Genomic DNA, 22689 nt, shown 5'->3' with positions numbered 1-22689 from the left:
GGCTTGAAATTTCATTTTTTAGAACCAGATTGGTCGTCGCAACTTAGAAGCCCAAGGGCCAGGTGACGATATGATCTTCCCACTCACCGGCAAAGCGTTCGTGGATCACCTTATTGCGGATGGAATGACCAGCGGCATGCATGGCGGACCGGCTGCCAGTCAGCAGTGGATGCCAAACTGGTAAGGGATCGCCCTCTGCTAACAGCCGGTAAGCGCAGGTGGTTGGCAGCCAGTGAAATTCGGCAATCTTGTCGATAGTCAATTGCAGACAATCCGGCATCTTCTTGAAACGATTGGGATAGTCGCCGCACTGACAGGTCTTGAGATTCAACAGGTCGCAAGCGACGTTGGTGAAAATCAGCTCGCCACTGTCAGCGTCTTCCAATTTAACCAGACAGCACTTGCCGCAACCATCGCACAGGGATTCCCACTCGCTCTGGCTCATCTGCTCCAGGCTCTTGTTCTCCCAAAAGCGTTCATTTTCAGCCAACTGTGTCATGATTTCCCCACGATGCGATCCGCCAGATAGCCCACGGCGACCACAAAATAGTTAGAGCGGTTCCAGCCCATCAGCGCCTTGTAGTTGTCATAGGCCAGGTAAGCTCGGCCCTCTTTGTCATCGGGCATCACGAGTGACGCTTGTTGAACAACCGCTGGTAAGGATGAGCCATCCAGATTGACCACCCCCAAAGCGCGCCACTCACTCACCGGCTTACTGACCGTCAAACCAACCTGGGCCGGATCCAGGGTTTGCGGGGCGCGCACACGACGAGCCCAATTCTCTTCCCCTTTCCAGCCGTGCTGCTGCAGATAGTATGCGGCGGATGCGAACACATCGGCCTGGCTATGCCAGAGATCTTTTCGACCGTCGCCATCCTGATCCACGGCATAGGCGAGGAACGAGCTGGGCATGAATTGCACCTGCCCCATGGCACCGGCCCAGGAGCCCTTGAGAGTTTGCGGTGTAGCATGGCCCTGTTCAATGATGCGCAGGGCAGCAAACAGCTCCTTTTTAAAGAAGGCTTCGCGGCGCCCTTCATAAGCCAAGGTGCTTAATGCCGAGATCAGTGAATACTTACCGGTCAACTTACCAAAATTGGTTTCTATGCCCCACAGAGCAACGATAAAACGCGGTTGCACGCCGTATTGCTCGCCGATCTGCTGCAACAAGGCATAATGCTTACGGTATAACTGCTGAGCCTGACGTACCTTCCATTCCGGCACGGCCTTGGGGAGATATGTATCCAGCGTCAGTTTGAATTCCGGCTGATTGCGGTCATTCTTCACGGCGCGTTCGATAAAGCGCACATCGACAAATGAGGCATCCACGGTCGCAGCCGAGATCCCTTGCGTCCTGGCCTCTTGTTTCAAATTCTGCACATAGTCGGGAAATGAAATAGCAGGCGATGCCTGCAAGGAGGTGACTGACAGCAAGCCAGCCACGAGCAATAGTTTGTTCATCAGACTTTATCCAGTCCTAGCTGTTGGCGATGCTGTTTGAGCAAGTCCGGCTCTGGCGGCGGCAGTTGCAGAAAATAACCCTGGGTCGCAAGAGCCTCCAGCAACCGTTCTGGTTCGACAAACGCCAGTGGACGAGTCTGTTTGAGTGAAAGCAACATGACGAATTGCGGCTTGCCGAAAACAGTCAGCAAGGAGTCAGGGATGCGTGAAAAATCATCGCGACGCTCCACGAAGAGATAGGTAGCGTCTTTTTTTGGACTTTTATATACGGCACAGATCATGGATCGCGTTAAAATTCACGGGGTTTATTGCCTGAAATGGTGGCTGACTATACCATGTGGAACTCAATAACTATAAGGGTTTTCCTCGTCAACGGAGTGCTGTAAATGGCCGATACCGGCATTGAACTCAAGGGTAGTACTTTCACCCTGTCTGTCTTGCATTTGACGGATACAGATCCACAGCAAATCAAGGAATTGTTGGAAACCAAGGTGGCGCAAGCCCCCCAGTTCTTCAACTTTGCCCCCCTCGTGGTGAACGTCGAACGTTTGGAAAACACTCCTGATTTTGAAGCTTTGAAAGAGACCATAGAGCGGGAAGATTTCGTTCTGGTTGGCGTCAGTGGTGCCCGCGATGAAGCCACCAAGGTAGCCGCCAAAGCGGCAGGGCTCGCGGTCATGACCGCTGGCAAGGTGATTACACCATCAGCACCTGAACCTGTCGTCACGGCCGAAAAAGATAATGAACCGACTGTGACTCCGACCCGGGTGCATCATGGTAATGTCCGCTCTGGACAACAAATTTACGCTGCGGGTGGCTCTTTGGTCATCATCGGCACCGTAGGTAATGGCGCAGAAGTCATTGCCGACGACAGTATCCATATTTACGGTTCACTGCGAGGTCGTGCTCTGGCTGGTGCCCGAGGCAATACCCAGGCTCGCATTTACTGCCAGGGGCTGGATCCCGAATTGGTTTCCATCGCTGGCACCTACCAGCTTAGTGACGCGCTTCCAACGGAAATGACGGGACAAAACGTTTATATCCGTTTGGAGCAAGATAAGCTTATCTTCGAAAAATTGCAGTCTTAACGGTTTACAAGGAAAGCACCCATGGCTCGTATTATCGTCGTAACTTCGGGAAAAGGCGGCGTTGGTAAGACCACCAGTAGTGCTGCCATCAGCACTGGGTTGGCGCAGCGCGGATACAAAACGGTGGTCATTGACTTCGATGTCGGCTTACGGAATTTGGACCTCATCATGGGGTGCGAACGCCGTGTCGTATATGACTTCGTCAATGTCATCAATGAAGAAGCAAATCTGAATCAGGCCCTGATCAAAGATAAGCGTGTGGAGAATCTGTTCATTCTTCCCGCCTCGCAGACTCGCGACAAGGAAGCACTGAATCGCGAAGGCGTCGAGCGAGTGATTGGCAAGCTCAAGGATATGGGGTTTGACTATATCCTCTGCGACTCCCCGGCTGGCATCGAAACTGGCGCCTTGATGGCACTCTATTTTGCCGATGAGGCGATCGTCACCACCAACCCGGAAGTTTCATCCGTGCGTGATTCGGACCGGATCCTGGGGATCCTGGCCTCCAAATCTCGCCGTGCCGAACTGGGTCTGGAGCCTATCAAGGAGCACTTGTTGCTGACCCGTTACTCGCCTAATCGGGTCAATCGGGGCGACATGTTGAGCGTGGAGGATGTGCAGGAAATTCTGGCTATTCCACTGCTCGGGGTGATCCCTGAATCCCCTTCCGTCCTGCGCGCTTCTAACGCAGGTGAGCCGGTTATTCTGGACGCAGAGTCCGATGCCGGTCAGGCCTATGACGACGCAGTTGCCCGTCTTCTCGGTGAGAAGCGTGATTTTCGCTTCCTGGTCGAGGAGAAGAAAGGCTTCCTGTCTCGCTTGTTTGGGAGCTAAGCCATGTCCTTACTCGATTTTTTCCTGCGTCCGCGCAAAGATAACACCGCCCGGGTTGCCAAAGAGCGCCTGCAGATCATCGTTGCCCATGAACGCAGTACCCGGGGCGGCCCGGATTATCTGCCACAACTGAAACAGGATCTGCTGGATGTGATCCGCAAATATGTGGAAATCAGCCCGGATCAGGTCAGCGTCCAGCTGGATAAGAAAGATGACTTGTCCGTTCTGGAGCTCAACATTATGTTGGGTGGCGAACGTAAACCCGGTGATGACAGCGATGATTAATTTCTGAAGCACCGGCAATAGAAAAAGCGCGGAATTCCGCGCTTTTTTATTGGTTCGCTCATGGCTTGGTTATTGGGTCAAATCACCCAGCAACTCTTTGCGCCACCCCGTTAACAGACGTGGCATTTTACCATCCTGTTTCTGTTCGTCGGCACATTTCCACAGCCAGCTCAGGTATTGATGGATGGTCTTTTTCGAGGCTAACAACTCCACCGGTAAGCGCTGTGCATTGGCCACGGCTTCCACTTTAGCCCGCAGACGCTTGAGTTCCGATTTATAGTGCGGGAAATCGACTAACCGCTGCAACCGCTGAGGCCAGCTCTGGGGATCACTATTCTGGGCCTCCTCAATCAGGCGCAATAGTGTCTTGCCATGATTACGGATCTCCGGTTGTAACAGACCCAGTTGTTCCAAATCCCGTAATGTCTTCGGCATCCGCTCGGCACATTTGAACAGGTGTAGCTCTTTGACCACAAAATTTAACGCCAAGTCCCGGCGTTTGGCCTCACTCTCGCGCCACATCGCCAGCCGTTGCAGTACCGCCAATTCCTGACGACCCAACTGCCAGGCATTGCCAATATCCTTATACGCTTGCTCACTCAGCTCCTGGGGACGTTTGCGCTCCACCAGCGCGGCACACTCCTCTTCGAACCAAGCGATGCGCCCTTCATGCTGCAAACGTTCCAGCAGTTTTTCATAGATAGGGAGCAGGTAGAACACATCAGCTGCCGCATAATGCAACTGCTTTTCCGTCAGGGGCCGCGCCAACCAGTTGGTCCGAGCCTGATCTTTATCCAACGTCACCTGCAGCAACTCCTGGGTCATGGCATTGAAACCAATCGATAGCCCGGAGCCAGTAAACGCCGCCGCCAACTGGGTATCATGGGTATGAAACGGCATGGCCCCCGCTTCATGATGGATCAACTCCAGATCTTCACTGGCCGCATGGAGTACAGTGATTTGATCGGGCCGTTGCAACACGCGCCATAACGGTGATAGATCGGGGATCGCCACCGGATCAATCAGTGCCAATTGTTGACCATCAAATAACTGGACCAAGCCCAGCTGGGGATAGTAAGTGCGGGTTCGAACGAATTCAGTATCAATCGCCAGAGGCGCGGCGCCCAATTCGGCGCAAAAGGCGGCAAGCGCCTCGGCGTGGATAATAGTTTGGTAGTGCATGGTCAATCCATGTGGCTTGAAACAACGAGCGGTGGTCGCAATACCGTCTCAAGGGGCCGTCGGTTTGACACTTTCATCGCGTAAGACACGACGCAATATCTTGCCGACATTCGATTTAGGCAATTCTGCGCGGAATTCTATCAGCTTCGGCACCTTGTACGCAGTCAAATGTTTACGGCAATGGGCAATCAGGGTGGCCTCATTCAACGAGGCATCACGCTTAACCACATAAATCTTCACCATCTCACCGGTTTGTGGGCTGGGGACGCCAACCGCCGCCACCTCTAACACCTTGGGATGCATGGCGACTACATCCTCGACTTCATTCGGATACACATTGAACCCGGAGACCAGGATCATATCCTTCTTGCGATCGACGATGCGGATAAAACCCTGTTCTTGCCACACCACCACATCCCCGGTACTCAACCAGCCATCTTTCATGACTTCCGCCGTCGCCTCCGGCCGTTGCCAGTACCCCTTCATGACCTGGGGACCCCGGATCTGCAATTCGCCGGATTGCTCCAGCGCCAGTATCTCCCGCCCCTCATCATCAACGATCCGCGCCTCGGTGGAACAAACCGGCAGGCCAATTGAGCCGTTATACCCTTCCAGATCATAAGGGCAGACCGAGACCAGGGGTGAGCATTCGGTCAAACCATAGCCCTCGAGTAGTTTAGTGCCAGTGATGGTTTGCCAACGCTCGGCCACCGCATGCTGCACCGACATACCCCCACCAATCACCAAGCGCAAATTGGGCATCGGCTGCTGACAAAATGTCTCATTATTCAACAACGCATTGAATAACGTATTAACCCCTATGATGCAGGTCGGCTGATATTGTTTCAGTTCACTGACAAAACCGGGAATATCCCGCGGATTGGTGATCAGCAGGTTGCAGCCACCCAAGCGCATGAACAACAAGCCATTCACCGTCAGCGCAAAAACGTGGTACAGCGGCAGAGCCGTGACCACCAACTCCTGTCCCTGGTGCAGTACCGGGCCATACACCCCCAGGCACTGCTCGACATTGGCCAGCATATTGCGATGGGTCAGCATGGCGCCCTTGGCCACCCCGGTCGTGCCACCTGTGTATTGCAAGAAGGCAATATCCCCGGGCTGGATCCGTGGTTTGATATATTGCAAATGCTGGCCCTTATTCAAAGCGCGCTGAAACGAGATGGCATTGGGCAAGTGATACTTGGGAACAAGCTTCTTGATGTATTTGACGACGAAATTCACCAATGTGCCCTTGGCAAACCCGAGATGATCGCCCATGCGAGTCAGGATCACATGCTGCACGCCAGTCTTGAACACCACCTGCTCCAGGGTGTTGGCGAAATTAGATACAATCACGATGGCCTTGGCACCCGAGTCTTTCAGTTGGTGTTCCAACTCTCGGGGGGTATACAAGGGGTTGACGTTCACTACTATGAGGCCGGCACGCAAGACCCCGAACAAGGCTATTGGATACTGCAACAGATTGGGCATCATCAGAGCAACCCGATCCCCTTTCTGCAATTTCAATTTGTGCTGTAGATAGGCGGCAAAAGCTCTGGATTGTTGCTCTAGGCCACGGTACGTCAGAGTCTGCCCCATATTGAGATAGGCCGGCAGATCGCCATATTGTGCGGCAGACGCCTCAAACATCTCCACCAACGAGGGATAGATGTCAGGATTGATCTCGGCCGGAACTCCTGCGGGATAACGCTTCAGCCAAAACTTTTCCACGATGTACTCCTGCTCTTCTTCATCGCCCAGAGGTGAATTAAACACATGTTTAACTCCTGCACTAAGGCTAGTTGTTAATCAGCTGTTAACAAGCAACGCGAGCGAAAATCTCTCGCCGCAAAAAACCGGGAATTTTACTGGGATCTGCCGGTTGGTCGATAAAATTCCGCAGAATTTCCCCAACTTTGCCGCACAAATCCGCACTTGCACGGAATTTCACCAGTCAGGGAACTTTTAGCAGACCGGCTGAAAATGTTGCTGCAGACGAGTAACCGTTTGCTGGATCAGCGGGGTGATATCGCGCAGTAACGGCACGGCCGTCTCGGCGTGTGCGAGCCGACAAGCCGACTCCAACGCAGAGGCGGCATGAAACAAGGCCATAGCACCCAAGGCACCGGCACTGCTCTTGATGGCATGTGCTGGCGCTACGGCCGCCTGCAGATCCATGGCGTTAAGCGCGGAGTCGAGCGCCTTGCCATGCACCCCGACCTCCTGAATAAATAACTCCACCACCTGCAGGAGAACTTGTGGCGTGGTTTCCTGCTGCAAGCCATCGAGTATGCTGAGCTCCAGGATCGGATAGGTGATCCAGAGTGGCGGCGATTCAGGTACTGGGTGAACAGCGAGCGGAGCCGACGCTAACCATCGGCTGACCACTTCCTGCAGTCGTTCCCGTTGCAGCGGCTTGCTCAGATAATCATTCATTCCCGCCGCCAGGCAGCTAGCTCTGTCCTGCGCAAGGGCATGAGCGGTCATCGCCACGATAGGCAGTTGCACATAGTCGGCACCCAACTGACGGATCCGCTGGGTCGCCTCCATACCATCCATTCCCGGCATCGAAATATCCATCAAGACCAGATCGAACATCTGATGTTGCACCGCAGCAATCGCCTGCGCCCCGCTCTCGGCAACGGTCACCTGACAACCCAGTTTTTCTAATAACGCACAGGCCACCATCTGATTGGTCGGACTATCTTCCACCAAGAGAATATTTCCGCCCGCAGTCGGCAGAGGCAGAGACTGGGGTGCAGTCAGAGTGCGAGAGGTCAGCACCGGGAGTACAAACCAAAAACGACTTCCCTCTCCCAGGCAGGAGCTCATCCCCAAGGAGCCCTTCATGCCATCCACTAGCCGAGCCACAATCGCAAGGCCAAGGCCAGTCCCGCCAAAGCGGCGGTTTAGACCAGAATCCAGCTGATGAAACTCCTGAAATAAACCCGCCTGATGCTCCTCGGCGATACCAATTCCGCTATCTTCCACCATGAAACGCAATTGCTGCGCTCCAGGGGCTAGAGGTTCTGGAGTCACGGTGACGCGAATGAAGCCGTGATCGGTAAACTTGAGAGCATTCGATAGCAGATTGTGCAAAATCTGCCGCAGACGGGATGGATCCGTCTCAATCACCTCCGGTAACTGTGGATCCAACTTAAACTCGAAGCTCAATCCCTTCTCGGTTGCCTGTTTGCCATATAAATCTCGCACCCCATCCAGGAGCGAGCCCAAGTGAAAGGGCTCGGGGATGAACTCCAGCTTCCCAGCTTCGATTTTTGAAAAATCCAACACATCATTGACCAATTGCAGTAACGCCTGCCCTCCCGAGCAGATGCCGTTGAGCAGGCGATGCTGGTGATCGCTGAGCTGGGTTTCAGCCAGGAGTTCGGAGAGGTTGAGTACCGCATTGAGGGGGGTCCGGATCTCATGGCTCATGGTAGCCAGAAAATAACTTTTCGCCTTATTCGCCGATTCAGCCTCGTCTCGCGCCTTGGCCATGGCATGTTTGGCAATCCGGAGCGAGTCATATTGCTCGCAGGCCTGGATGGCGAAAGCCAGCTTATCCACCAGCGGGCCGACCTCCATATACAACGGATAGGCAAACGCATTGCTACGCCCTAACAGGAGAATGCCGGTTTCTTTGAGGCGCCAGGCATAGTAAAGATGCTGTTCAGCTTGCTCCATGAGCGGGATGGCAAATGCCTGACCCGAGGTATGCAAGTCGATGGCCTTGGCCATGGCCTGATGCAAACCACGGTTGCGCATAGCCGCATGGGGCAATATGCATTTGGGGGTGAAGAAACCACATTCTCCATCCTGCAAAAGGACGGCCGCCGTACAACAACCCAAACCACGGACAAAGATAGGTAAACACTCCCGCAGCATGTCTCCCAGATCAAGGCTGATGCCAATCGACATCGCGATCTCGTGCAGAACTTCCTGTTCGATCAGACTGGTATTGGCCATGTTCAGAGCAACCCCACAACCGATGTCTTGTTAAACAACTCCAGATAATCTTGACCGCTGTTGGCGATCTCTCCCAAAGTCAGCGCCCCCATCATCGGCAACCCACTCTGACGCACCGCCGCCATTTCTTGTGAAAAATCAGCCCCTAAAAACAGGGAGCGAGAGACACAATTGACAAATAGCATGGCTCCGGGGCTGGCATGACCAAATGATGCCGATGCCAGCTCACTGGCTTGGCGTGCAGCCTGGATCAGCTCTGCAGCTTTACCATGCATCACATGCACATAGGCGCCTCGCCGTACCTCGCCGACACATAACAGGCTGCCGTCAAGACACTGCACCGGATCCCGGATCACCATCTCCTGACCCAGTTTGGCAATACCAAACGGGTAGGCTTTGGCCAGATCACGAAAACTGGATCCCGCGAACGAGGCTCCGGCATGGGACTCAACCACCTGCCGATACACCTCGAACGCCGGTATCCAATCCAGAGAGATAATCCGATTACCATCAGCTTCAGTAACCTTGAAAGCCCCGGAGATCGGTTGCCAACCATGAGCCACCCCAACACCGCTATGACAACGCGCCAGAGCAAGAACAGCCGCATTCTGCAGCACTCCCAATGGCGTTATGACACAAGGAATAGACTCAAAAGATGCGGTTCCACACCCACCGCCAATGTAATTGAGCTCCAATCCATATTGATTGAACAGAGCCGCAATCAGTTTGTTGATCTGACTGGAACAACCGTCAACAAAGGTAAACAGCGTTTCGCGCGCGCCATCATCCAGCGACAGGGCCTCCTGCAAGGAAGCTTCCAGGCTCTCCTGATGCAAATCCTCAAGAACCGCCCAACGAACCTCACAGCTCAGCCCCAGCATCACGGCTCCGGTGCCATACTGCTCGCCTTCCCACATCACAGATGGAAATATGCCCCCAAAAATCGGCTTGTTGGCATGCTTGAGCAACGGCTCTAGGGACGAAACCGGGAATGTATTCCCGGAGGCGACCATGAGCAAAATACCATTCACATCCGACCTGGCTAGCAGGCTGCGAAGATGGTGCTCTATGTCGGCTAAAGAATCTTCAGCTACACACGCGATCTGCATAACCACTCCTTGCACTGACTCATTCATAGCCTCAGATCATCCCCATGTGGACTAACTCATGCCCATGTTATTGTTTCACCCATAGTCGACAATCCCGCCACTAAACCTTGTCATTTTTCAGACAGGATCACATCTGGCCGCAGGATTTGATGAGCACACCCCAATCTGCGATTCGCGATCTGTCACTGCAATTTGCAATTTGCAGCGGCGTCCACTCCGCCACTCTTGCATCCGAAATCGTTATCCCTCTGAAATATAACTATTAATTTCACCATTCCATCTTGGCATCATTCCTGCCTAACCCTGTCTACCCCGCTTCATCACTAGCGGGATTGGGGGCACATATGAAACAAAAACGAGATCTGATTATTATCGCTACCGATTGGCTCAGTTGCCCAGCTTCCAGCCGGGAGCTGTTTTTACGCCTAGCCAAGAATCGCAAGGTATTATGGGTTGCAACCCGTGCCGGATCCGAGACTGCACCATCCCCCATCTACCATCTGAATCTTCGCTCGCCATTCGGCAGCGACATCTCTTGGTTGCAGGGGCTGCGTCAATTCTGGCTGGCGAAGCAAATTCGCGATACTCAGCACTACCTGAACATGCATGCCCCTGTGTTGGTATTTTTAAATCCGGATGCCAACCGTCTGGCAGAAAATCTGGGGATTCAATCGATCGTCTATTATCGGGATGAATACTCGCTCCCCCAGCCGGATGACGATTCGGCGCAGTGGCTTGAAACGCAACTGATAGCCAAAGCCAGTCTGCTGATTGCCCCCTCCCGGCAACAGGCGGCCAAGTTACCCGCCTACAAGACGGTGTTGCTAGATCATGAAAACAAGACCTCCTGGCAATCTCGTCCTCGTGACCTGCCCAAGGGACGCCCCATCATCGGTTTTCATGGCCCCTTGTCGGAACAACTGGACTGGGAATTACTGGAAAGCGCCGCTAAACGCCGTCCCGACTGGTATTGGGTGTTGATCGGCCCCCGTCAGAGTCCGCAACTGGATCGCCTGTTGCAGCAACGTAACGTGTTCTGGCTCGGAGAAAAGAGTGTCGAACAGTTGCCAGCTTATCTGCAACACTGGCAAGTCACCTTATTGCCTTACCACAACACAGCAGAAATTTGCCAATGTCCTCCCTTGCAACTGGAGTGGGCCTTGCGCAGTGATACTCCTTTAGTCGTGACGGCTCATTTTAAGGGGCTTCCGTGTTTCAAACCCTTGCTCAGCCGGATCAATACCATGCATGAGCTGTGCGAATTACTCCCTATAGTCGGAGGGCCGCCACCCCATCCTTCGCATGCCCCGGTGATGCCGCCTATTGGCTCGGGTCTGGAACAAAGGCGCAGCTCACCCCCAGGATCTTGTACGAAACATTGGGACGCCGATGAATTGGGCTTGCTCCTCGATAGCATGCAATGACAAGGGCTGATTGCCCTCGTCCGGTTAATGCTCCTCTGACTCCCATGCCAGTCGTTTGCGATAGATGGTCGAGGGACTCAACTCCAGCAGGCTAGCAGCCTGGGGGATGTTGCCCCCGCATTGGTTAATCGCATGTTCGATAGTCTCTTTTTCCACCAACCACATGGGGCGGATCGGTGAGTCTGCGACGGGTAACTCAGCGGGAGCTTCCCGTGTGAAACGCTCACTGGGGATCCATTGATTCAAGGGTGGCGGTAGCATGCCCGGTTGCACCACATCCCCTTCATGCAACACGACAATATTGCGCACCACATTCTGCAACTGTCGAACATTGCCCGGCCACGCATAGCCGAGCAGTATGGATTCAGCTTCATGACTAAAACCGGTGAAGTGCTTGCCCTCTTCGGCAGAAAACTGGCGGAGAAATTGCCGAGCAATCTGTAACACATCCTCACCCCGCTCCCGCAACGGTGGTAGCACCACCGGGATCACGTGCAAACGATAGTAGAGATCTTCACGAAAACGTCCGGCTTGCACCTCGACCAGGGGATCCCGATTGGTCGCACACACAAAGCGCACGTTCACAGTATCCAGCTTGCTACCACCAACCCGCTGATAACTCCCGGTCTGGATAAACCGCAGCAGCTTGCTTTGCAAATCCAACTCCATCTCGCAAATTTCATCTAGGAACAGGGTCCCGCCGTCCGCACGCGCCGCGGCCCCCAGCCGATCGGCGAGCGCACCGGTAAATGCCCCTTTCACATGACCGAAGATTTCGCTTTCGATCAGATCCCGCGGAATAGCGGCACAATTGAGCACCACCAGCGGCTGATCGCGGCGCGGGCTGAGCTTATGCAGAGTTTCGGCACACACCTCTTTACCGGTGCCGCTTTCCCCGGTGATAAAGACAGTGGCTTTACTCGGGGCCGCGCTTTCCAGCATATGGTAGACCCCTTGCATGGGCAGGGAGCCGCCTATAAAGCCACCGAACTCATTCCGGTCATAGTTGGCGCGATAGGTCTCGACCAGATAGGTGAGTTGCTGGTGGCGGGCCGCGTTACGCGCCGTGGTGCAGAGTCGTTTGCCATCAAATGGCTTGGTGAGAAAATCAAAGGCGCCCTGACGCATGGCATCGACCGCGATATCTACCGAGCCATGGGCTGTCACCATCACCACGGTACAGGGAATATGCCGTTCATTGATAAAGCGCAGTATCTCCATCCCCGAGATATCCGGCAGTTCCAGATCCAGCAGTACCACCTGGGGCAACTGTTTTTCCAGTTGCTCGAGAACCGGTAGTCCCTGAGCAAAATGCACCACATCAAACGGTTCACTGCGCAGATAATCCTGATACAGCAAGGCGAGTGTCAGGCTGTCTTCAACCAAAAAAATCAGGGGACGAGAAGAGGTCACGACGATGCTCCGGTCAACAGGTTGCTCTATTGGGTCTAACAGAGAGTAGGAGCAACAACAAGCAAGAGCCGCGTCTTATTCTGCTTGTGTTAATGGGATCATAGTTGGCCGTGACCTCGCCAACCGTTGTTTCATGCGGCCAGTGGCAAGCTGTAGCGATTGGTACCCACCGCGCGTTGATAGCGTAATGCCGGAAGAGTGACCCTCAGCAACGCCAAGCCATAGCCCGAGACTCGCAGCCTCGTACCCTGATGCCAGGTTCGGTAGGCCAGATGAGCGTGCCTGATGGGATCAAAGGCGCCACCGTCATCTTCCAACTCCAACCAGATGACCTTGTGTTGCCGGCACAGGACGAGATGCATTCGATGGGCTGATGGCTTGGCGTGGCGCACTACGTTGGTCATCAGCTCGCTGATGCCCAGCAGTAACTGTTGCTGGCAGTCAGGCGCCATGCCCAGAGTCACCAGCATAGTCGCCAACTCCTGGCGCAAAAAACGGATCCCCTGGAGTGTCGCGCAACCGTGGCACTGCCAGATGAGCTGCGCATCAGGATACACGCTCATACGGTACCATCCGTTATCCCCTGCTGATAATCGGTCACCGAGCCATAGCAGGGCACACTGCGGTCGATATGCAGCAGTCGCAGCAGCTCTCTGGGTTGCCCGGGTTTACACACCAGATGCAGATAACAACCGGCGTTGAGCAATCGTTTGTAGAGAAACACCAAGGCTCCGATGCCGGATGAATCAATGAAGTGCACTTGGCTCATATCGACCAGCACCTCTTCCGCGCATCCCGGCATGCGTTCCAGGATCGGCGTTAACTCTTCACAGGCCAGAGCATCAAAGTCCCCTTCCAGAGTCAGGACTTGAGTCGACTCCAAAAAGGACAGCTGGTTTTTCATGATGAACCTCCACGAGTACGCAGTCAGTCTGCGCTTTGCTTGCCAACTCCTGAGGCTATCGCAAAGGTCATGCCAGGCCCCAAAGAGCTGTTTCGGGGAATATTGATCCCCAAAAAGCCTCCGGAGAGGCTTTTTGCTGTGCAAATTGCAACACCAGGACCCTCGAGCTGCATTTTGCAACGTCAGAGCACTAAACGTCAGAGCACTAAACGTCAGAGCGCTATGAGTTATCGACTCCAGTCCCGCGCACTGGCTTCACGCCAGATCACCTCCAAGCCAGCATCGCGAATCGAACGGGCCACTCGCTGGGCAGGACGCTCGTCATGAATGGCAAATTGCTCCAACTCTTGTTGAGGGCGAACATACCCCCCCGGTTGGGTACTGGAGCCCGCGCTGACGCTGGTGATCCCCAACGGGATCACGCCATCACGAAACTCAGCCGACTCCCGGGTCGAGAGCGAGAGCTCCAACTCGGGATCCAGCAACCGCCAGGCGCAGATCAGTTGCACCAGTTGCCGATCGCTCATCGGATGTCCCGGATTGAAACCGCCGGTACAGGGACGCAATCGGGGAAACGACATCGAGTAGCGGCTGGTCCAGTAGCGTTTGCGCAGATACTCCAGATGATGGGCCAGCATCAAGGAGTCGGTGCGCCAATCAGCAAGCCCGAGCAGGGCGCCCAGCCCGATCTTGTCGATGCCAGCCGCACCGAGGCGATCCGGAGTCTCCATCCGCCAGCGCATATCCTGCTTCTTGCCCCGCAGGTGATGCTCGGCGTAGGTGGCTTGATGGTAGGTCTCCTGATACACCATGACCGCATCCAGTCCCAATTCAATCAGCTCTTGATACTCCTCCGTGGCCAGCGGTTGAACTTCCATCATCAGGTAGCTGACATAGGGTTTGACGACCGGCAACATGCGCCGGAAATAGTCCATGCCGCCCTTGGTCTCATGCTCGCCGGTGACCAGCAGTAGATTCTGATAGCCCATCTGCTGGATCACCGTGCATTCGGCACGAACTTCCTCCTCATCCAGGACTTTGCGCTTGAGTTTATTGCTCATGGAAAAACCGCAATAACTGCAGTCATTGGCGCATAGATTGGTCAAATAGAGCGGCAAATACATGCTGACGCCCTGTCCGAAGCGCTGCCGCGTCAATCGCTCCGCCTCGGCCGCCATCTGCGGCAAAAAAGGCTCGGCAGCAACCGAGATCAGCGCGGCAAAATCGGCTAGATCCCGGCGCTCGCGATACAAGGCCCGCTCGACATCCGCCGGGGTTGATTCCGTGATGGCCTGCTGCAACCCTGTCCAATCCAGCTGTTGCCAGATATCGTAAAAGCTCATCGCCACTCCTCAGCTTAAGGAAGCCAGAAAACTACTCAATGGGCTGGATGCCTCGGCCACCACGCGCCTCGACGCCAGACCCGCCTCATAGGCCAACCTTCCGGCCTCGACTGCTAGACGAAACGCCTGCGCCATCTGCTGCGGCTGGCTGGCGACGGCAATCGCGGTATTGACCAGGACCGCATCCGCCCCCAGCTCCATGGCCTCGGCCGCATGGGAAGGAGCCCCAATGCCAGCATCAACCACCACCGGAACGCCAGATTGTTCGATGATAATTTTCAGCATCTCCCGGGTGCTGAGCCCCTGATTTGAGCCAATCGCTGCCCCGAGTGGCATCACAGCCGCACACCCCACCGCCTCCAGATGCTTGCACAACACGGGATCCGCGCTGCAGTAAGGCAACACCACAAAGCCATCGGCCACCAGTTGCTCGGCGGCTTGCAGAGTGGCAAGGGGATCGGGCATCAGGTAGCGCGCATCGGGATGGATCTCCAGCTTCACCCAATTCGTCCCGAGGGCTTCACGGGCCAGATGGGCGGCATAGACAGCCTCTTTTGCCGTTCTGGCTCCGGAGGTGTTCGGCAGCAGATGTACCCCCAGTTGCGTCAAGGGCGCCAGGATCTGCTCGTCCTGTCTCTCCAGTTGAACCCGGCGCAAGGCCATGGTCACCAGCTCAGAGCCGGATGCAGCAATGGCGCTCGACATCATCTGTGCCGAGGCAAACTTACCCGTCCCGGTGAAGAGCCGGGAGCCGAATCGTCGACCGGCAATAATCAGCGGTGTTGTCCTTGATTGATCAGTCATGGTTAGCCTCCTGCGATCGCTTGGAACAGTTCAACCTCATCCTCTGGCGCAACAAGCCGTTGCGCCCAGGTTGAACGCGGTACCACCTGTTGCCCGATGGCAACGGCCACCCCCCCACGTATTGACGCGGTACAACTGCCGTCTGATTGCGCCGCCTCGGGTATTGGGGTGATATAACCCTCCTGCCGCAGTAACGTTTCCAGCGTCAGTTCCGGTTGCCAAACCCGAGGTTGGCCATTCAATACAAAGTTCATCGGCGGTACTCCATCGATTCTGTGGCTATCGGCATTGCATGGTTCTTCTTGGTGGGAGGATTCGGTGACCGACAGATCGGACAGCAGGGATCGGCCCGCAAGCCGACGCGCTGCCAACGGCCACTGAGGGCATCAATCTGCTGCAGGTGCCCGACTGCCGGGCTCGAAAGGCCGAGCAGGAATTTCATTGCCTCCAGTGCTTGCAGTGCACCGACCATACCGGCAAGCGGCCCGATAATTCCGGCACTCTGACAGTTCAAGATGGGCTCCTCCTGCAATGGATACAGGCAGTGGTAACAACCAGGATCATGCTCGTTTGCCGAGATGGCACTCGCGCGATAATCGAACAACAGCAAGGAGCCTTGCCAACCCGAGACGGCGGCACTGAGCAGCGGGATCTGCAGCTCAACGCAGCAGCGGTTGAGTAACTGGCGCGTGACCATGTTATCGGAGCAGTCCAGTACCAGATCGACGGCTTGACCATCTGGTTGTAACAGCTGCTTGCCATTTGACTCAGCAAAAGCGGTAACGGCATAACATCTGATATTCGGATTAAGCTGTGCCAGACGCTTGCGGGCAGCATTGCGTTTGGGTTGCTGCAGATCGGCAGAGGTATAGAGGATCTGGCGCTGCAGATTGCTTGTCGCCACCACATCATCATCACTCAGCCAGAGCTGGCCCACGCCACCTGCGGCCAAATAGAGGGCCGCCGGTGAGCCCAATCCCCCCAGCCCGATGATCAGCACCCGGGCTTGCCCCAGGCGTTGTTGCCCGGGCTCGCCAATTTCTGGCAGCAACATCTGCCGACCGTAGCGGCGCCAACTCATCTCATCCTGCGCTGCGAAAGGCTCTGCCGCTTGCGGCGTCCCCATCGGCGATTGCTTAGTCATGACAAGCCTCCGCGGAGCCATGGATGTGCTCTTGCTGCAGGGGCTGGTCAGGATAGCTGGCTTGTGCAGCAGTTGGTGTGGCGACGACATAGGACACAACAGCATCAGACAGAGCGGTATCCGGCGACAGAGTATCCCCTGCCCCCACCTGTGCCAGCAAGGCGCGAGTCACCGCGTGCGGATCGGCGGCCTCGGTGATCGCCGTGACCAAGGCCACTGAGCCGACGCCTGCCGCAAGTACAGACGCCACCCGAGCTTGACTGATACCGCCAATCGCCACCGTAGGAATATCCGACAAAAGCTCCGCGTAGCGGCTGAGCCGCAGCAGCCCCTGGGGTGCCGAGGGCATCTGCTTAGTGGTTGTGGGGAAAATATGGCCTAGCGCGATGTAGGAAGGGCGCAGAGCCAGGACACAGGCGATTTCATGGTAGCCATGGGTTGAGAGCCCTAACCGTAGTCCGGCACGCTGAATAGCCGCCAGATCGGCCTGTAGCAGATCCTCCTGCCCCAGATGCACGCCATAGGCACCATGCCGAATGGCCAGTTGCCAATAGTCGTTGATAAACACCTGGGCCTGATACTGCTGGCCCAAGGCGATAGCCTCCTGGATCTCCTGCTCCAATCGAGGATGGTGCGGATCCTTGATGCGCAGTTGCACGGTACGCACGCCCCAGGCCAATAATTTTTCGATCCAGACCGCTGAATCCACCACCGGATAGAGCCCTAGCCGACGCGGACATGGTGCAAATGACTCGGCCGGTAACCTGGCAATCGATGCCTCCGTCGCTGCAAAACCGAGCGGCGATACACCGCATAGTCCTAATGTTCGGGACAAGGCACTGCCCGGCAGCACTAACTGCGGAAAATACTCTCGTGTCGCAGGCCAGCCGAGATGGGCAATCGGCCCAGGCCCCTGCCCGATACCCTGGGCTGCTGCTAGCCCTTGTTGCACATAGGCGCGGGCCAGGGTGACGGCATCCACCAGCTTATAGCCCTGGGCCACCAGCGCGGCAATCGCCGAGGCGTAGCAACAGCCGGTTCCGTGCCCATGCCGGGTGTCCAGCCGTGGCAGCGCCAGCCAGAAGCTCTGCTGCTCATCGCAGAAATAATCCAGACACCAATCCCCTTGCCAGCTGGCATGCCCCCCTTTGACCAGCACCGCCTTGAGACCGCGGCGACGCAGTTGCTGCGCCGCGTCCACCAACTGCTGGGGCGACGAGATGGCAACGCCGGTCAAGCGCTCTAGCTCAGGCTGGTTGGGGGTGAGCAAATCCAGCTGCGCAAACAGCATATCCACGCTCTGAAGCAAGTCCGGGCTCGCCATGGCCTGGCCCACACTGGCGATGGCCACCGGATCATAAACCACGAACGGAGTCTTGCCGGATGTCACGTTCTGGGACGAGGTTGAGTCAACCTTGCTGGCTCGCCAATGTGCCAATCGCTTGGCAAGAACCTCCAGATGCAGGCGCGTGGGCAACAAACCAATCTTGATGCCATCGGCCGGTAGATCGGCCTCCAACGCATCGAGCTGACTGACAAAGGTTTGCATCAACACGGCGTCCACCCCGACCACCCGAGTGGAATTTTGTGCCGTGATGGCCGTAATCACCGAGCAGCCATGAACCCCCAATTGATGGCAGGTCAGCAGATCGGCCTGGATACCGGCACCCCCGCCGGAATCCGAGCCCGCAATGCTCCAGACGATCGGCCGCGGGCTCACCGGATAAGTCTCATGTGGCTTGCTCATACCTGTACCTCTGGCCCGCTTACTGGCTGAGACTGATACAGTTCGGCGCCCTGTTCACGAAACCGCGAGGCCTGTTCGGCCATGCCCGCTTGTTGCTGCTGTGCCAATTTGGCGGCTTCCAGATCCCGCACTTCCTGACTGATCTTCATCGAGCAGAATTTAGGGCCACACATGGAGCAAAAATGCGCGACCTTACCGGACTCTTGCGGCAAGTCCGCATCGTGATAGGCGCGCGCCGTCTCTGGATCCAGGGCCAGATTAAACTGATCCTCCCAACGAAACTCGAAACGCGCCTTGGACATGGCATCGTCCCGCAGGCGGGCCCCAGGGTGACCCTTGGCCAAGTCGGCGGCATGGGCGGCAATCTTGTAAGCAATCAGGCCTTGTTTGACATCCTCCTTGTTCGGCAATCCCAGGTGCTCTTTGGGCGTCACATAACAGAGCATGGCGCAGCCGAACCAGCCAATCATGGCGGCACCAATTCCGGAGGTGAAATGATCATACCCAGGGGCGATATCGGTGGTCAGCGGTCCCAGGGTATAAAATGGCGCACCGTGACAATGCTTGAGCTGCTCATCCATGTTCTCCTTGATGAGATGCATGGGCACATGACCCGGCCCTTCGATCATCACCTGAACGTCATATTCCCAAGCAATTTGGGTCAACTCCCCCAGAGTTCTGAGCTCGGAAAATTGCGCCTCATCGTTGGCATCCGCAATGGAGCCTGGCCGCAAGCCATCGCCCAGCGAGAGCGCCACATCGTACTGGGCACAGATGGCGCAGATCTCGCGGAAATGCTGATACAGGAAATTTTCCTGGTGATGGGCCAGACACCATTTGGCAACGATAGAGCCGCCCCGGGAGACGATCCCGGTAACCCGCTTGGCCGTCATCGGCACATAGGCCAGCAGCAGACCGGCGTGAATGGTGAAATAATCCACGCCCTGTTCGGCCTGTTCGATCAGGGTATCCCGCATCACCGCCCAACTGAGGTGTTCGGCGATGCCGTTGACCTTTTCCAGCGCCTGATACATGGGGACTGTGCCTATCGGCACCGGGCTATTGCGCAGTATCCATTCCCGGGTCTGATGGATATGACGCCCAGTGGACAAGTCCATCACGGTATCCGCGCCCCAGCGAGTGGACCAGACCAGTTTCTCCACCTCCTCCTCGATGGAGGAGCTCACTGCCGAATTGCCGATATTGGCGTTGATCTTGACCAGAAAATTGCGGCCAATGATCATGGGCTCGGCCTCAGGATGATTGATGTTAGCCGGAATAATGGCGCGCCCGGCCGCGACCTCGGCACGCACAAATTCGGCAGTGATCCCCTGCTCGCCAGCTGCCAGCTGTCGCTGATTTTCCCGCAGCGCAATAAACTCCATCTCCGGGGTGATGATGCCGGCTCGGGCATAATGTAACTGGGTGACACAAGCCCCCGCTCGTCCCCGGCGCAGGTCAGTTCGCCGTTGCATCACCGGAACCTGAGGCGCCAGGTTGTCTTGTTGTATCCGGGTGTAATCCGAGGTGGGTTGCGGGATGATCTCGGTATCCTGACGCTCGGCAATCCACGCTGCTCGCAGTGCCGGTAGACCCCGAGTCACATCGATGGGCTGCTCCGGATCACCATAGGCGCCCGCGGTGTCGTAGATCAACACGGGGGCATTGGGCTCATAGCGCGGCGCATCGGATGAACCACCCACCAGCGATGACGCAAGGTGGATGCGTCGCATCGGCACGCGAATATCAGCGCGCGATCCCGGCAGATAGATCCGATCCGAATTGGGGAATGTCTGACCCACTAATTGGGTAATGTAATAATGTGCCTGTTCCCGTCGGACGCGACGTGAAGGCGATGGAGAGCTGGTAGGCTCGGAAGATATAGCTCTAGAGATAGAGGTCGACATAGCAAAATTCACCTTATGAAAAGAGGGCGTGATTTGCTTGTCTGGAGTCGTGTTGGCTGGGAGTAACAATCTGTGGTGTGCAGATTTCAACCGCGGTACAGCCGGTTGCGGCAGGGAGTTATTCTGCTTGCATCCGGACATTCTGGATCACAAGAAGGCGGGAAACTCTGATGCCTTACCCTTGTATCCCTTCGCAGGTTCTAGCCTGATCAGGTTCAACGGATCCCGAATTAACGGTCTCAGCCCAGTGGGGCACTCCGACAAGATGGGCTCGAGTATGCCGTGACTGGATCAACCGACACAAGTCGGATCAGCAAGTTTTTTGCCGTTGTCCCCTATCCTCCTGCCGCCGCCCCACCATCACATCGCCATGCGATCCATCGTGGTTTGCCGATCCGCATGCCGATATACTCCCTGCTCAACGACCGTTCGTTCATCCTCAGAGAGTCCTATGAAAGCATCTTGTATCCTGCTGTTATCCTTGCTGACGAGCAGCATCAGCCACGCCGTAGTCCTGTCAGAAACCAAGCTACCGGATGGCCGCCAGATCCAGATCCATGATGATTTCACCTGGAGTTATGTCCTCACCGAGGTGTTCGCCAAATCCGCGCCGGTAACCCAGAGTCCCGGCGCAGCCAGTACGCAGACTCCGTCTGCCGTACTCACCCCGCAAGCCATCGCCGATCCAGCCATGCTCGGCACCATAGCCGCAGATGGCGTCAAATTAACTCTGCAGGATACACAACAAGGTGACGATCAGCTGGGACTGAACATTCAAGTCAGCAACCTAGCCACCGGCAGCGTGGTCAAGATCCTGGGTCGGGTCAGCTTCTACTCCCAACAAGGCCAGTTGCTCGCGCAGCATGAGGTTTCGTTCTGGCAAGCCGAATACCGGCTACCCGATACCTACCTGCGAACCCAGCAGACTCGCCCATTTCGCACGCTTTGGTTACCAATGCCTGACGGGAACCAGGCTCCGCTGATCCGCCTGGAGATAACCCGCATCGAAAGGCGCTCGTGACATAACAGATGCACAATCGCATTTATTACGTTAAATATATCAATGGATGCGACCCGGTGACTATTAGTTCCGGGTCTAACGTGATTAGCAGAAGGCTACTATCGATCTGTACTGATGCAATGTGCGCGCTCGATAGGGGGCAAAACTTCCGCGGCTTGTTGCCCTGAGCGGTAAATCCACTGACTGCGCCAAGGAGGAGCCATGAAGCTCTCTGGCCAATATTCTAGTTGCTTGACGATCTTACCCTTGTGCACCGTACTGAAGGTGATCGCTCTGGCCTGTTGGACACCGTCAGAAATAAATACATTGGTCACCACCTGATCGCCCTGTACCAACAGATTCTCGATCTTGAATTGCCAAGGACCAAACGATGGGTAATGAATATTGATCATCGCGTAATTCCACGCCCCTTGGACGACCTCTCCGGATTGGGGCCATGTGCACTCAAAGCCGTCCCCTAACCATTCCGTGGCCCCAAAAAAATCATTCATATCCATCCGCTGCCAAAATGCCAGCACCACCTCTTTGGCATCCATATTCACCTCCCCCCCATTACCAACCAGAACATTGACTGAATATATACGTTCTGAGTCCTTAGATTGTTCTCAGCTTTCACTCGAAAGTCAATGTAGCCCCCCCGAACTGGCAACATCTGACAGGTTCCACCCAGTCAGCTGCAAGCTCTGGCAGTCGACTGGATGGAAAATCAATTTTTCTTGCAAATTCAATCACAAAAAAAAGAGCGCCGGAGCGCTCGAAGGCAGATTCGAACAGAAGCCTAGTTAGCCCGGAATTGGTTGCAAACCGGATCATAGTGGTAACCGATTTCTCCCATGCGCTGCGCTAATTGCTGGCGATCAAAATTGAACATGGCCAGCAGTTCGTCCAGGCTATCGCATTCCAGACGCAGTTTTTCATTGATGATTCCGAGCAGTATGGTGGCGTCCATTCGTAAATAGGCACTTAAATCCACTTGATTACCACCATGATTCAGCCCTTCAGGACTACACTTAAAGGGTTCTGTTCTGGAGGGTTAAATCATGGCCAGAAACAA

General features: G+C 55.5%; 23 protein-coding genes and 1 riboswitch. Of the genes, 5 read left to right on the top strand and 18 right to left on the bottom strand.

Annotated features, from left to right (window positions below; all coding sequences use genetic code 11):
- Positions 1 to 43: 43 nt before the first annotated feature.
- The 3 genes from ACYVG7_RS19940 to ACYVG7_RS19930 are packed head-to-tail and all read right to left on the bottom strand — an operon-like array spanning position 44 to position 1742.
- Positions 44 to 499, bottom strand: coding sequence for a YcgN family cysteine cluster protein (locus ACYVG7_RS19940; protein ID WP_460884852.1), 456 nt, complete (start codon positions 497 to 499; stop codon positions 44 to 46).
- Complete coding sequence (locus ACYVG7_RS19935; RefSeq protein ID WP_460884851.1) at positions 496 to 1461, bottom strand: lytic murein transglycosylase; 966 nt, start codon at positions 1459 to 1461, stop codon at positions 496 to 498. Before ACYVG7_RS19935 ends, ACYVG7_RS19940 begins: the two co-directional genes overlap by 4 nt.
- Complete coding sequence (locus tag ACYVG7_RS19930) at positions 1461 to 1742, bottom strand: YcgL domain-containing protein (protein ID WP_460884850.1); 282 nt, start codon at positions 1740 to 1742, stop codon at positions 1461 to 1463. Before ACYVG7_RS19930 ends, ACYVG7_RS19935 begins: the two co-directional genes overlap by 1 nt.
- 105 nt (positions 1743 to 1847) lie before the next feature.
- Here ACYVG7_RS19930 and minC point away from each other — a divergent pair, with 105 nt between their 5' ends.
- The 3 genes from minC to minE are packed head-to-tail and all read left to right on the top strand — an operon-like array spanning position 1848 to position 3668.
- The gene (minC, locus tag ACYVG7_RS19925; protein WP_460884849.1) at positions 1848 to 2549 is read left to right on the top strand and encodes a septum site-determining protein MinC; all 702 of its coding nucleotides are present in this window, start codon (positions 1848 to 1850) and stop codon (positions 2547 to 2549) included.
- 21 nt (positions 2550 to 2570) lie between these two features.
- On the top strand, positions 2571 to 3383 hold the full coding sequence (minD, locus tag ACYVG7_RS19920; RefSeq protein ID WP_460884848.1) for a septum site-determining protein MinD: 813 nt from the start codon (positions 2571 to 2573) through the stop codon (positions 3381 to 3383).
- A gap of 3 nt (positions 3384 to 3386) precedes the next feature.
- Positions 3387 to 3668, top strand: a complete 282-nt coding sequence (gene minE / locus ACYVG7_RS19915; RefSeq protein WP_460884847.1) for a cell division topological specificity factor MinE — start codon at positions 3387 to 3389, stop codon at positions 3666 to 3668.
- A gap of 69 nt (positions 3669 to 3737) precedes the next feature.
- Here the strand turns inward: minE and rnd are convergent, their stop codons facing one another.
- From rnd to ACYVG7_RS19895, 4 genes are all read right to left on the bottom strand, one after another.
- Complete coding sequence (rnd, locus tag ACYVG7_RS19910; protein WP_460884846.1) at positions 3738 to 4850, bottom strand: ribonuclease D; 1113 nt, start codon at positions 4848 to 4850, stop codon at positions 3738 to 3740.
- A 48-nt stretch (positions 4851 to 4898) separates the two neighbouring features.
- The gene (fadD, locus tag ACYVG7_RS19905) at positions 4899 to 6626 is read right to left on the bottom strand and encodes a long-chain-fatty-acid--CoA ligase FadD (RefSeq protein WP_460884845.1); all 1728 of its coding nucleotides are present in this window, start codon (positions 6624 to 6626) and stop codon (positions 4899 to 4901) included.
- Positions 6627 to 6815: 189 nt separating this feature from the next.
- On the bottom strand, positions 6816 to 8819 hold the full coding sequence (locus ACYVG7_RS19900) for a response regulator (RefSeq protein ID WP_460884844.1): 2004 nt from the start codon (positions 8817 to 8819) through the stop codon (positions 6816 to 6818).
- Positions 8820 to 8821: 2 nt separating this feature from the next.
- Positions 8822 to 9928 (bottom strand): FIST signal transduction protein, encoded by a 1107-nt coding sequence (locus tag ACYVG7_RS19895; RefSeq protein ID WP_460884843.1) that lies wholly within the window; start codon positions 9926 to 9928, stop codon positions 8822 to 8824.
- 344 nt (positions 9929 to 10272) lie between these two features.
- On the opposite strand from ACYVG7_RS19895, the gene ACYVG7_RS19890 reads away from it, so the two are divergent.
- The gene (locus tag ACYVG7_RS19890) at positions 10273 to 11352 is read left to right on the top strand and encodes a glycosyltransferase family protein (RefSeq protein WP_460884842.1); all 1080 of its coding nucleotides are present in this window, start codon (positions 10273 to 10275) and stop codon (positions 11350 to 11352) included.
- Positions 11353 to 11376: 24 nt separating this feature from the next.
- On the opposite strand, the gene ACYVG7_RS19885 is transcribed toward ACYVG7_RS19890, so the two are convergent.
- From ACYVG7_RS19885 to thiC, 9 genes are all read right to left on the bottom strand, one after another.
- A complete protein-coding gene (locus tag ACYVG7_RS19885; RefSeq protein WP_460884841.1) occupies positions 11377 to 12765 on the bottom strand; it encodes a sigma-54-dependent transcriptional regulator in 1389 nt (462 codons plus the stop codon).
- A gap of 131 nt (positions 12766 to 12896) precedes the next feature.
- Complete coding sequence (locus ACYVG7_RS19880; protein ID WP_460884840.1) at positions 12897 to 13328, bottom strand: ATP-binding protein; 432 nt, start codon at positions 13326 to 13328, stop codon at positions 12897 to 12899.
- Positions 13325 to 13669, bottom strand: a complete 345-nt coding sequence (locus ACYVG7_RS19875) for an STAS domain-containing protein (protein ID WP_460884839.1) — start codon at positions 13667 to 13669, stop codon at positions 13325 to 13327. Before ACYVG7_RS19875 ends, ACYVG7_RS19880 begins: the two co-directional genes overlap by 4 nt.
- A 227-nt stretch (positions 13670 to 13896) precedes the next feature.
- Positions 13897 to 15012, bottom strand: a complete 1116-nt coding sequence (gene thiH / locus ACYVG7_RS19870; protein ID WP_460884838.1) for a 2-iminoacetate synthase ThiH — start codon at positions 15010 to 15012, stop codon at positions 13897 to 13899.
- 9 nt (positions 15013 to 15021) lie between these two features.
- Positions 15022 to 15816 (bottom strand): thiazole synthase, encoded by a 795-nt coding sequence (locus ACYVG7_RS19865; RefSeq protein WP_460884837.1) that lies wholly within the window; start codon positions 15814 to 15816, stop codon positions 15022 to 15024.
- Positions 15817 to 15818: 2 nt separating this feature from the next.
- Entirely contained in the window at positions 15819 to 16070 is a 252-nt protein-coding gene (gene thiS, locus ACYVG7_RS19860) for a sulfur carrier protein ThiS (protein ID WP_460884836.1), read from the bottom strand.
- A complete protein-coding gene (locus ACYVG7_RS19855; protein WP_460884835.1) occupies positions 16067 to 16960 on the bottom strand; it encodes a HesA/MoeB/ThiF family protein in 894 nt (297 codons plus the stop codon). Before ACYVG7_RS19855 ends, thiS begins: the two co-directional genes overlap by 4 nt.
- Positions 16953 to 18707, bottom strand: coding sequence for a thiamine phosphate synthase (gene thiE, locus ACYVG7_RS19850; RefSeq protein ID WP_460884834.1), 1755 nt, complete (start codon positions 18705 to 18707; stop codon positions 16953 to 16955). The genes ACYVG7_RS19855 and thiE overlap by 8 nt, the downstream gene beginning before the upstream one ends.
- Positions 18704 to 20614, bottom strand: a complete 1911-nt coding sequence (thiC, locus tag ACYVG7_RS19845; protein WP_460884833.1) for a phosphomethylpyrimidine synthase ThiC — start codon at positions 20612 to 20614, stop codon at positions 18704 to 18706. Before thiC ends, thiE begins: the two co-directional genes overlap by 4 nt.
- Positions 20615 to 20782: 168 nt before the next feature.
- A riboswitch (TPP riboswitch) is annotated at positions 20783 to 20884 on the bottom strand.
- Positions 20885 to 21065: 181 nt separating this feature from the next.
- On the opposite strand from thiC, the gene ACYVG7_RS19840 reads away from it, so the two are divergent.
- Positions 21066 to 21635, top strand: a complete 570-nt coding sequence (locus tag ACYVG7_RS19840) for a DUF3157 family protein (RefSeq protein WP_460884832.1) — start codon at positions 21066 to 21068, stop codon at positions 21633 to 21635.
- A 98-nt stretch (positions 21636 to 21733) separates the two neighbouring features.
- On the opposite strand, the gene ACYVG7_RS19835 is transcribed toward ACYVG7_RS19840, so the two are convergent.
- Entirely contained in the window at positions 21734 to 22171 is a 438-nt protein-coding gene (locus ACYVG7_RS19835) for a nuclear transport factor 2-like protein (protein WP_460884831.1), read from the bottom strand.
- Between the two features lie 242 nt (positions 22172 to 22413).
- Positions 22414 to 22608, bottom strand: a complete 195-nt coding sequence (locus ACYVG7_RS19830; RefSeq protein WP_460884830.1) for a DUF4250 domain-containing protein — start codon at positions 22606 to 22608, stop codon at positions 22414 to 22416.
- Between the last annotated feature and the right edge of the window lie 81 nt (positions 22609 to 22689).

Source organism: Pseudaeromonas pectinilytica (assembly GCF_054780855.1).
The sequence above is the reverse complement of the archived record's forward strand: the minus strand, read 5'-3'. Positions and strand labels throughout refer to the sequence as shown.

Coding starts and splice junctions, on each gene's coding strand:
- ACYVG7_RS19940 (WP_460884852.1), bottom strand. CDS start 499: ATGACACAGTTGGCTGAAAATGAACGCTTTTGGGAGAACAAGAGCCTG.
- ACYVG7_RS19935 (WP_460884851.1), bottom strand. CDS start 1,461: ATGAACAAACTATTGCTCGTGGCTGGCTTGCTGTCAGTCACCTCCTTG.
- ACYVG7_RS19930 (WP_460884850.1), bottom strand. CDS start 1,742: ATGATCTGTGCCGTATATAAAAGTCCAAAAAAAGACGCTACCTATCTC.
- minC (WP_460884849.1), top strand. CDS start 1,848: ATGGCCGATACCGGCATTGAACTCAAGGGTAGTACTTTCACCCTGTCT.
- minD (WP_460884848.1), top strand. CDS start 2,571: ATGGCTCGTATTATCGTCGTAACTTCGGGAAAAGGCGGCGTTGGTAAG.
- minE (WP_460884847.1), top strand. CDS start 3,387: ATGTCCTTACTCGATTTTTTCCTGCGTCCGCGCAAAGATAACACCGCC.
- rnd (WP_460884846.1), bottom strand. CDS start 4,850: ATGCACTACCAAACTATTATCCACGCCGAGGCGCTTGCCGCCTTTTGC.
- ACYVG7_RS19900 (WP_460884844.1), bottom strand. CDS start 8,819: ATGGCCAATACCAGTCTGATCGAACAGGAAGTTCTGCACGAGATCGCG.
- ACYVG7_RS19895 (WP_460884843.1), bottom strand. CDS start 9,928: ATGCAGATCGCGTGTGTAGCTGAAGATTCTTTAGCCGACATAGAGCAC.
- ACYVG7_RS19890 (WP_460884842.1), top strand. CDS start 10,273: ATGAAACAAAAACGAGATCTGATTATTATCGCTACCGATTGGCTCAGT.
- ACYVG7_RS19880 (WP_460884840.1), bottom strand. CDS start 13,328: ATGAGCGTGTATCCTGATGCGCAGCTCATCTGGCAGTGCCACGGTTGC.
- ACYVG7_RS19875 (WP_460884839.1), bottom strand. CDS start 13,669: ATGAAAAACCAGCTGTCCTTTTTGGAGTCGACTCAAGTCCTGACTCTG.
- thiH (WP_460884838.1), bottom strand. CDS start 15,012: ATGAGCTTTTACGATATCTGGCAACAGCTGGATTGGACAGGGTTGCAG.
- ACYVG7_RS19865 (WP_460884837.1), bottom strand. CDS start 15,816: ATGACTGATCAATCAAGGACAACACCGCTGATTATTGCCGGTCGACGA.
- thiS (WP_460884836.1), bottom strand. CDS start 16,070: ATGAACTTTGTATTGAATGGCCAACCTCGGGTTTGGCAACCGGAACTG.
- ACYVG7_RS19855 (WP_460884835.1), bottom strand. CDS start 16,960: ATGACTAAGCAATCGCCGATGGGGACGCCGCAAGCGGCAGAGCCTTTC.
- thiE (WP_460884834.1), bottom strand. CDS start 18,707: ATGAGCAAGCCACATGAGACTTATCCGGTGAGCCCGCGGCCGATCGTC.
- thiC (WP_460884833.1), bottom strand. CDS start 20,614: ATGTCGACCTCTATCTCTAGAGCTATATCTTCCGAGCCTACCAGCTCT.
- ACYVG7_RS19840 (WP_460884832.1), top strand. CDS start 21,066: ATGAAAGCATCTTGTATCCTGCTGTTATCCTTGCTGACGAGCAGCATC.
- ACYVG7_RS19835 (WP_460884831.1), bottom strand. CDS start 22,171: ATGGATGCCAAAGAGGTGGTGCTGGCATTTTGGCAGCGGATGGATATG.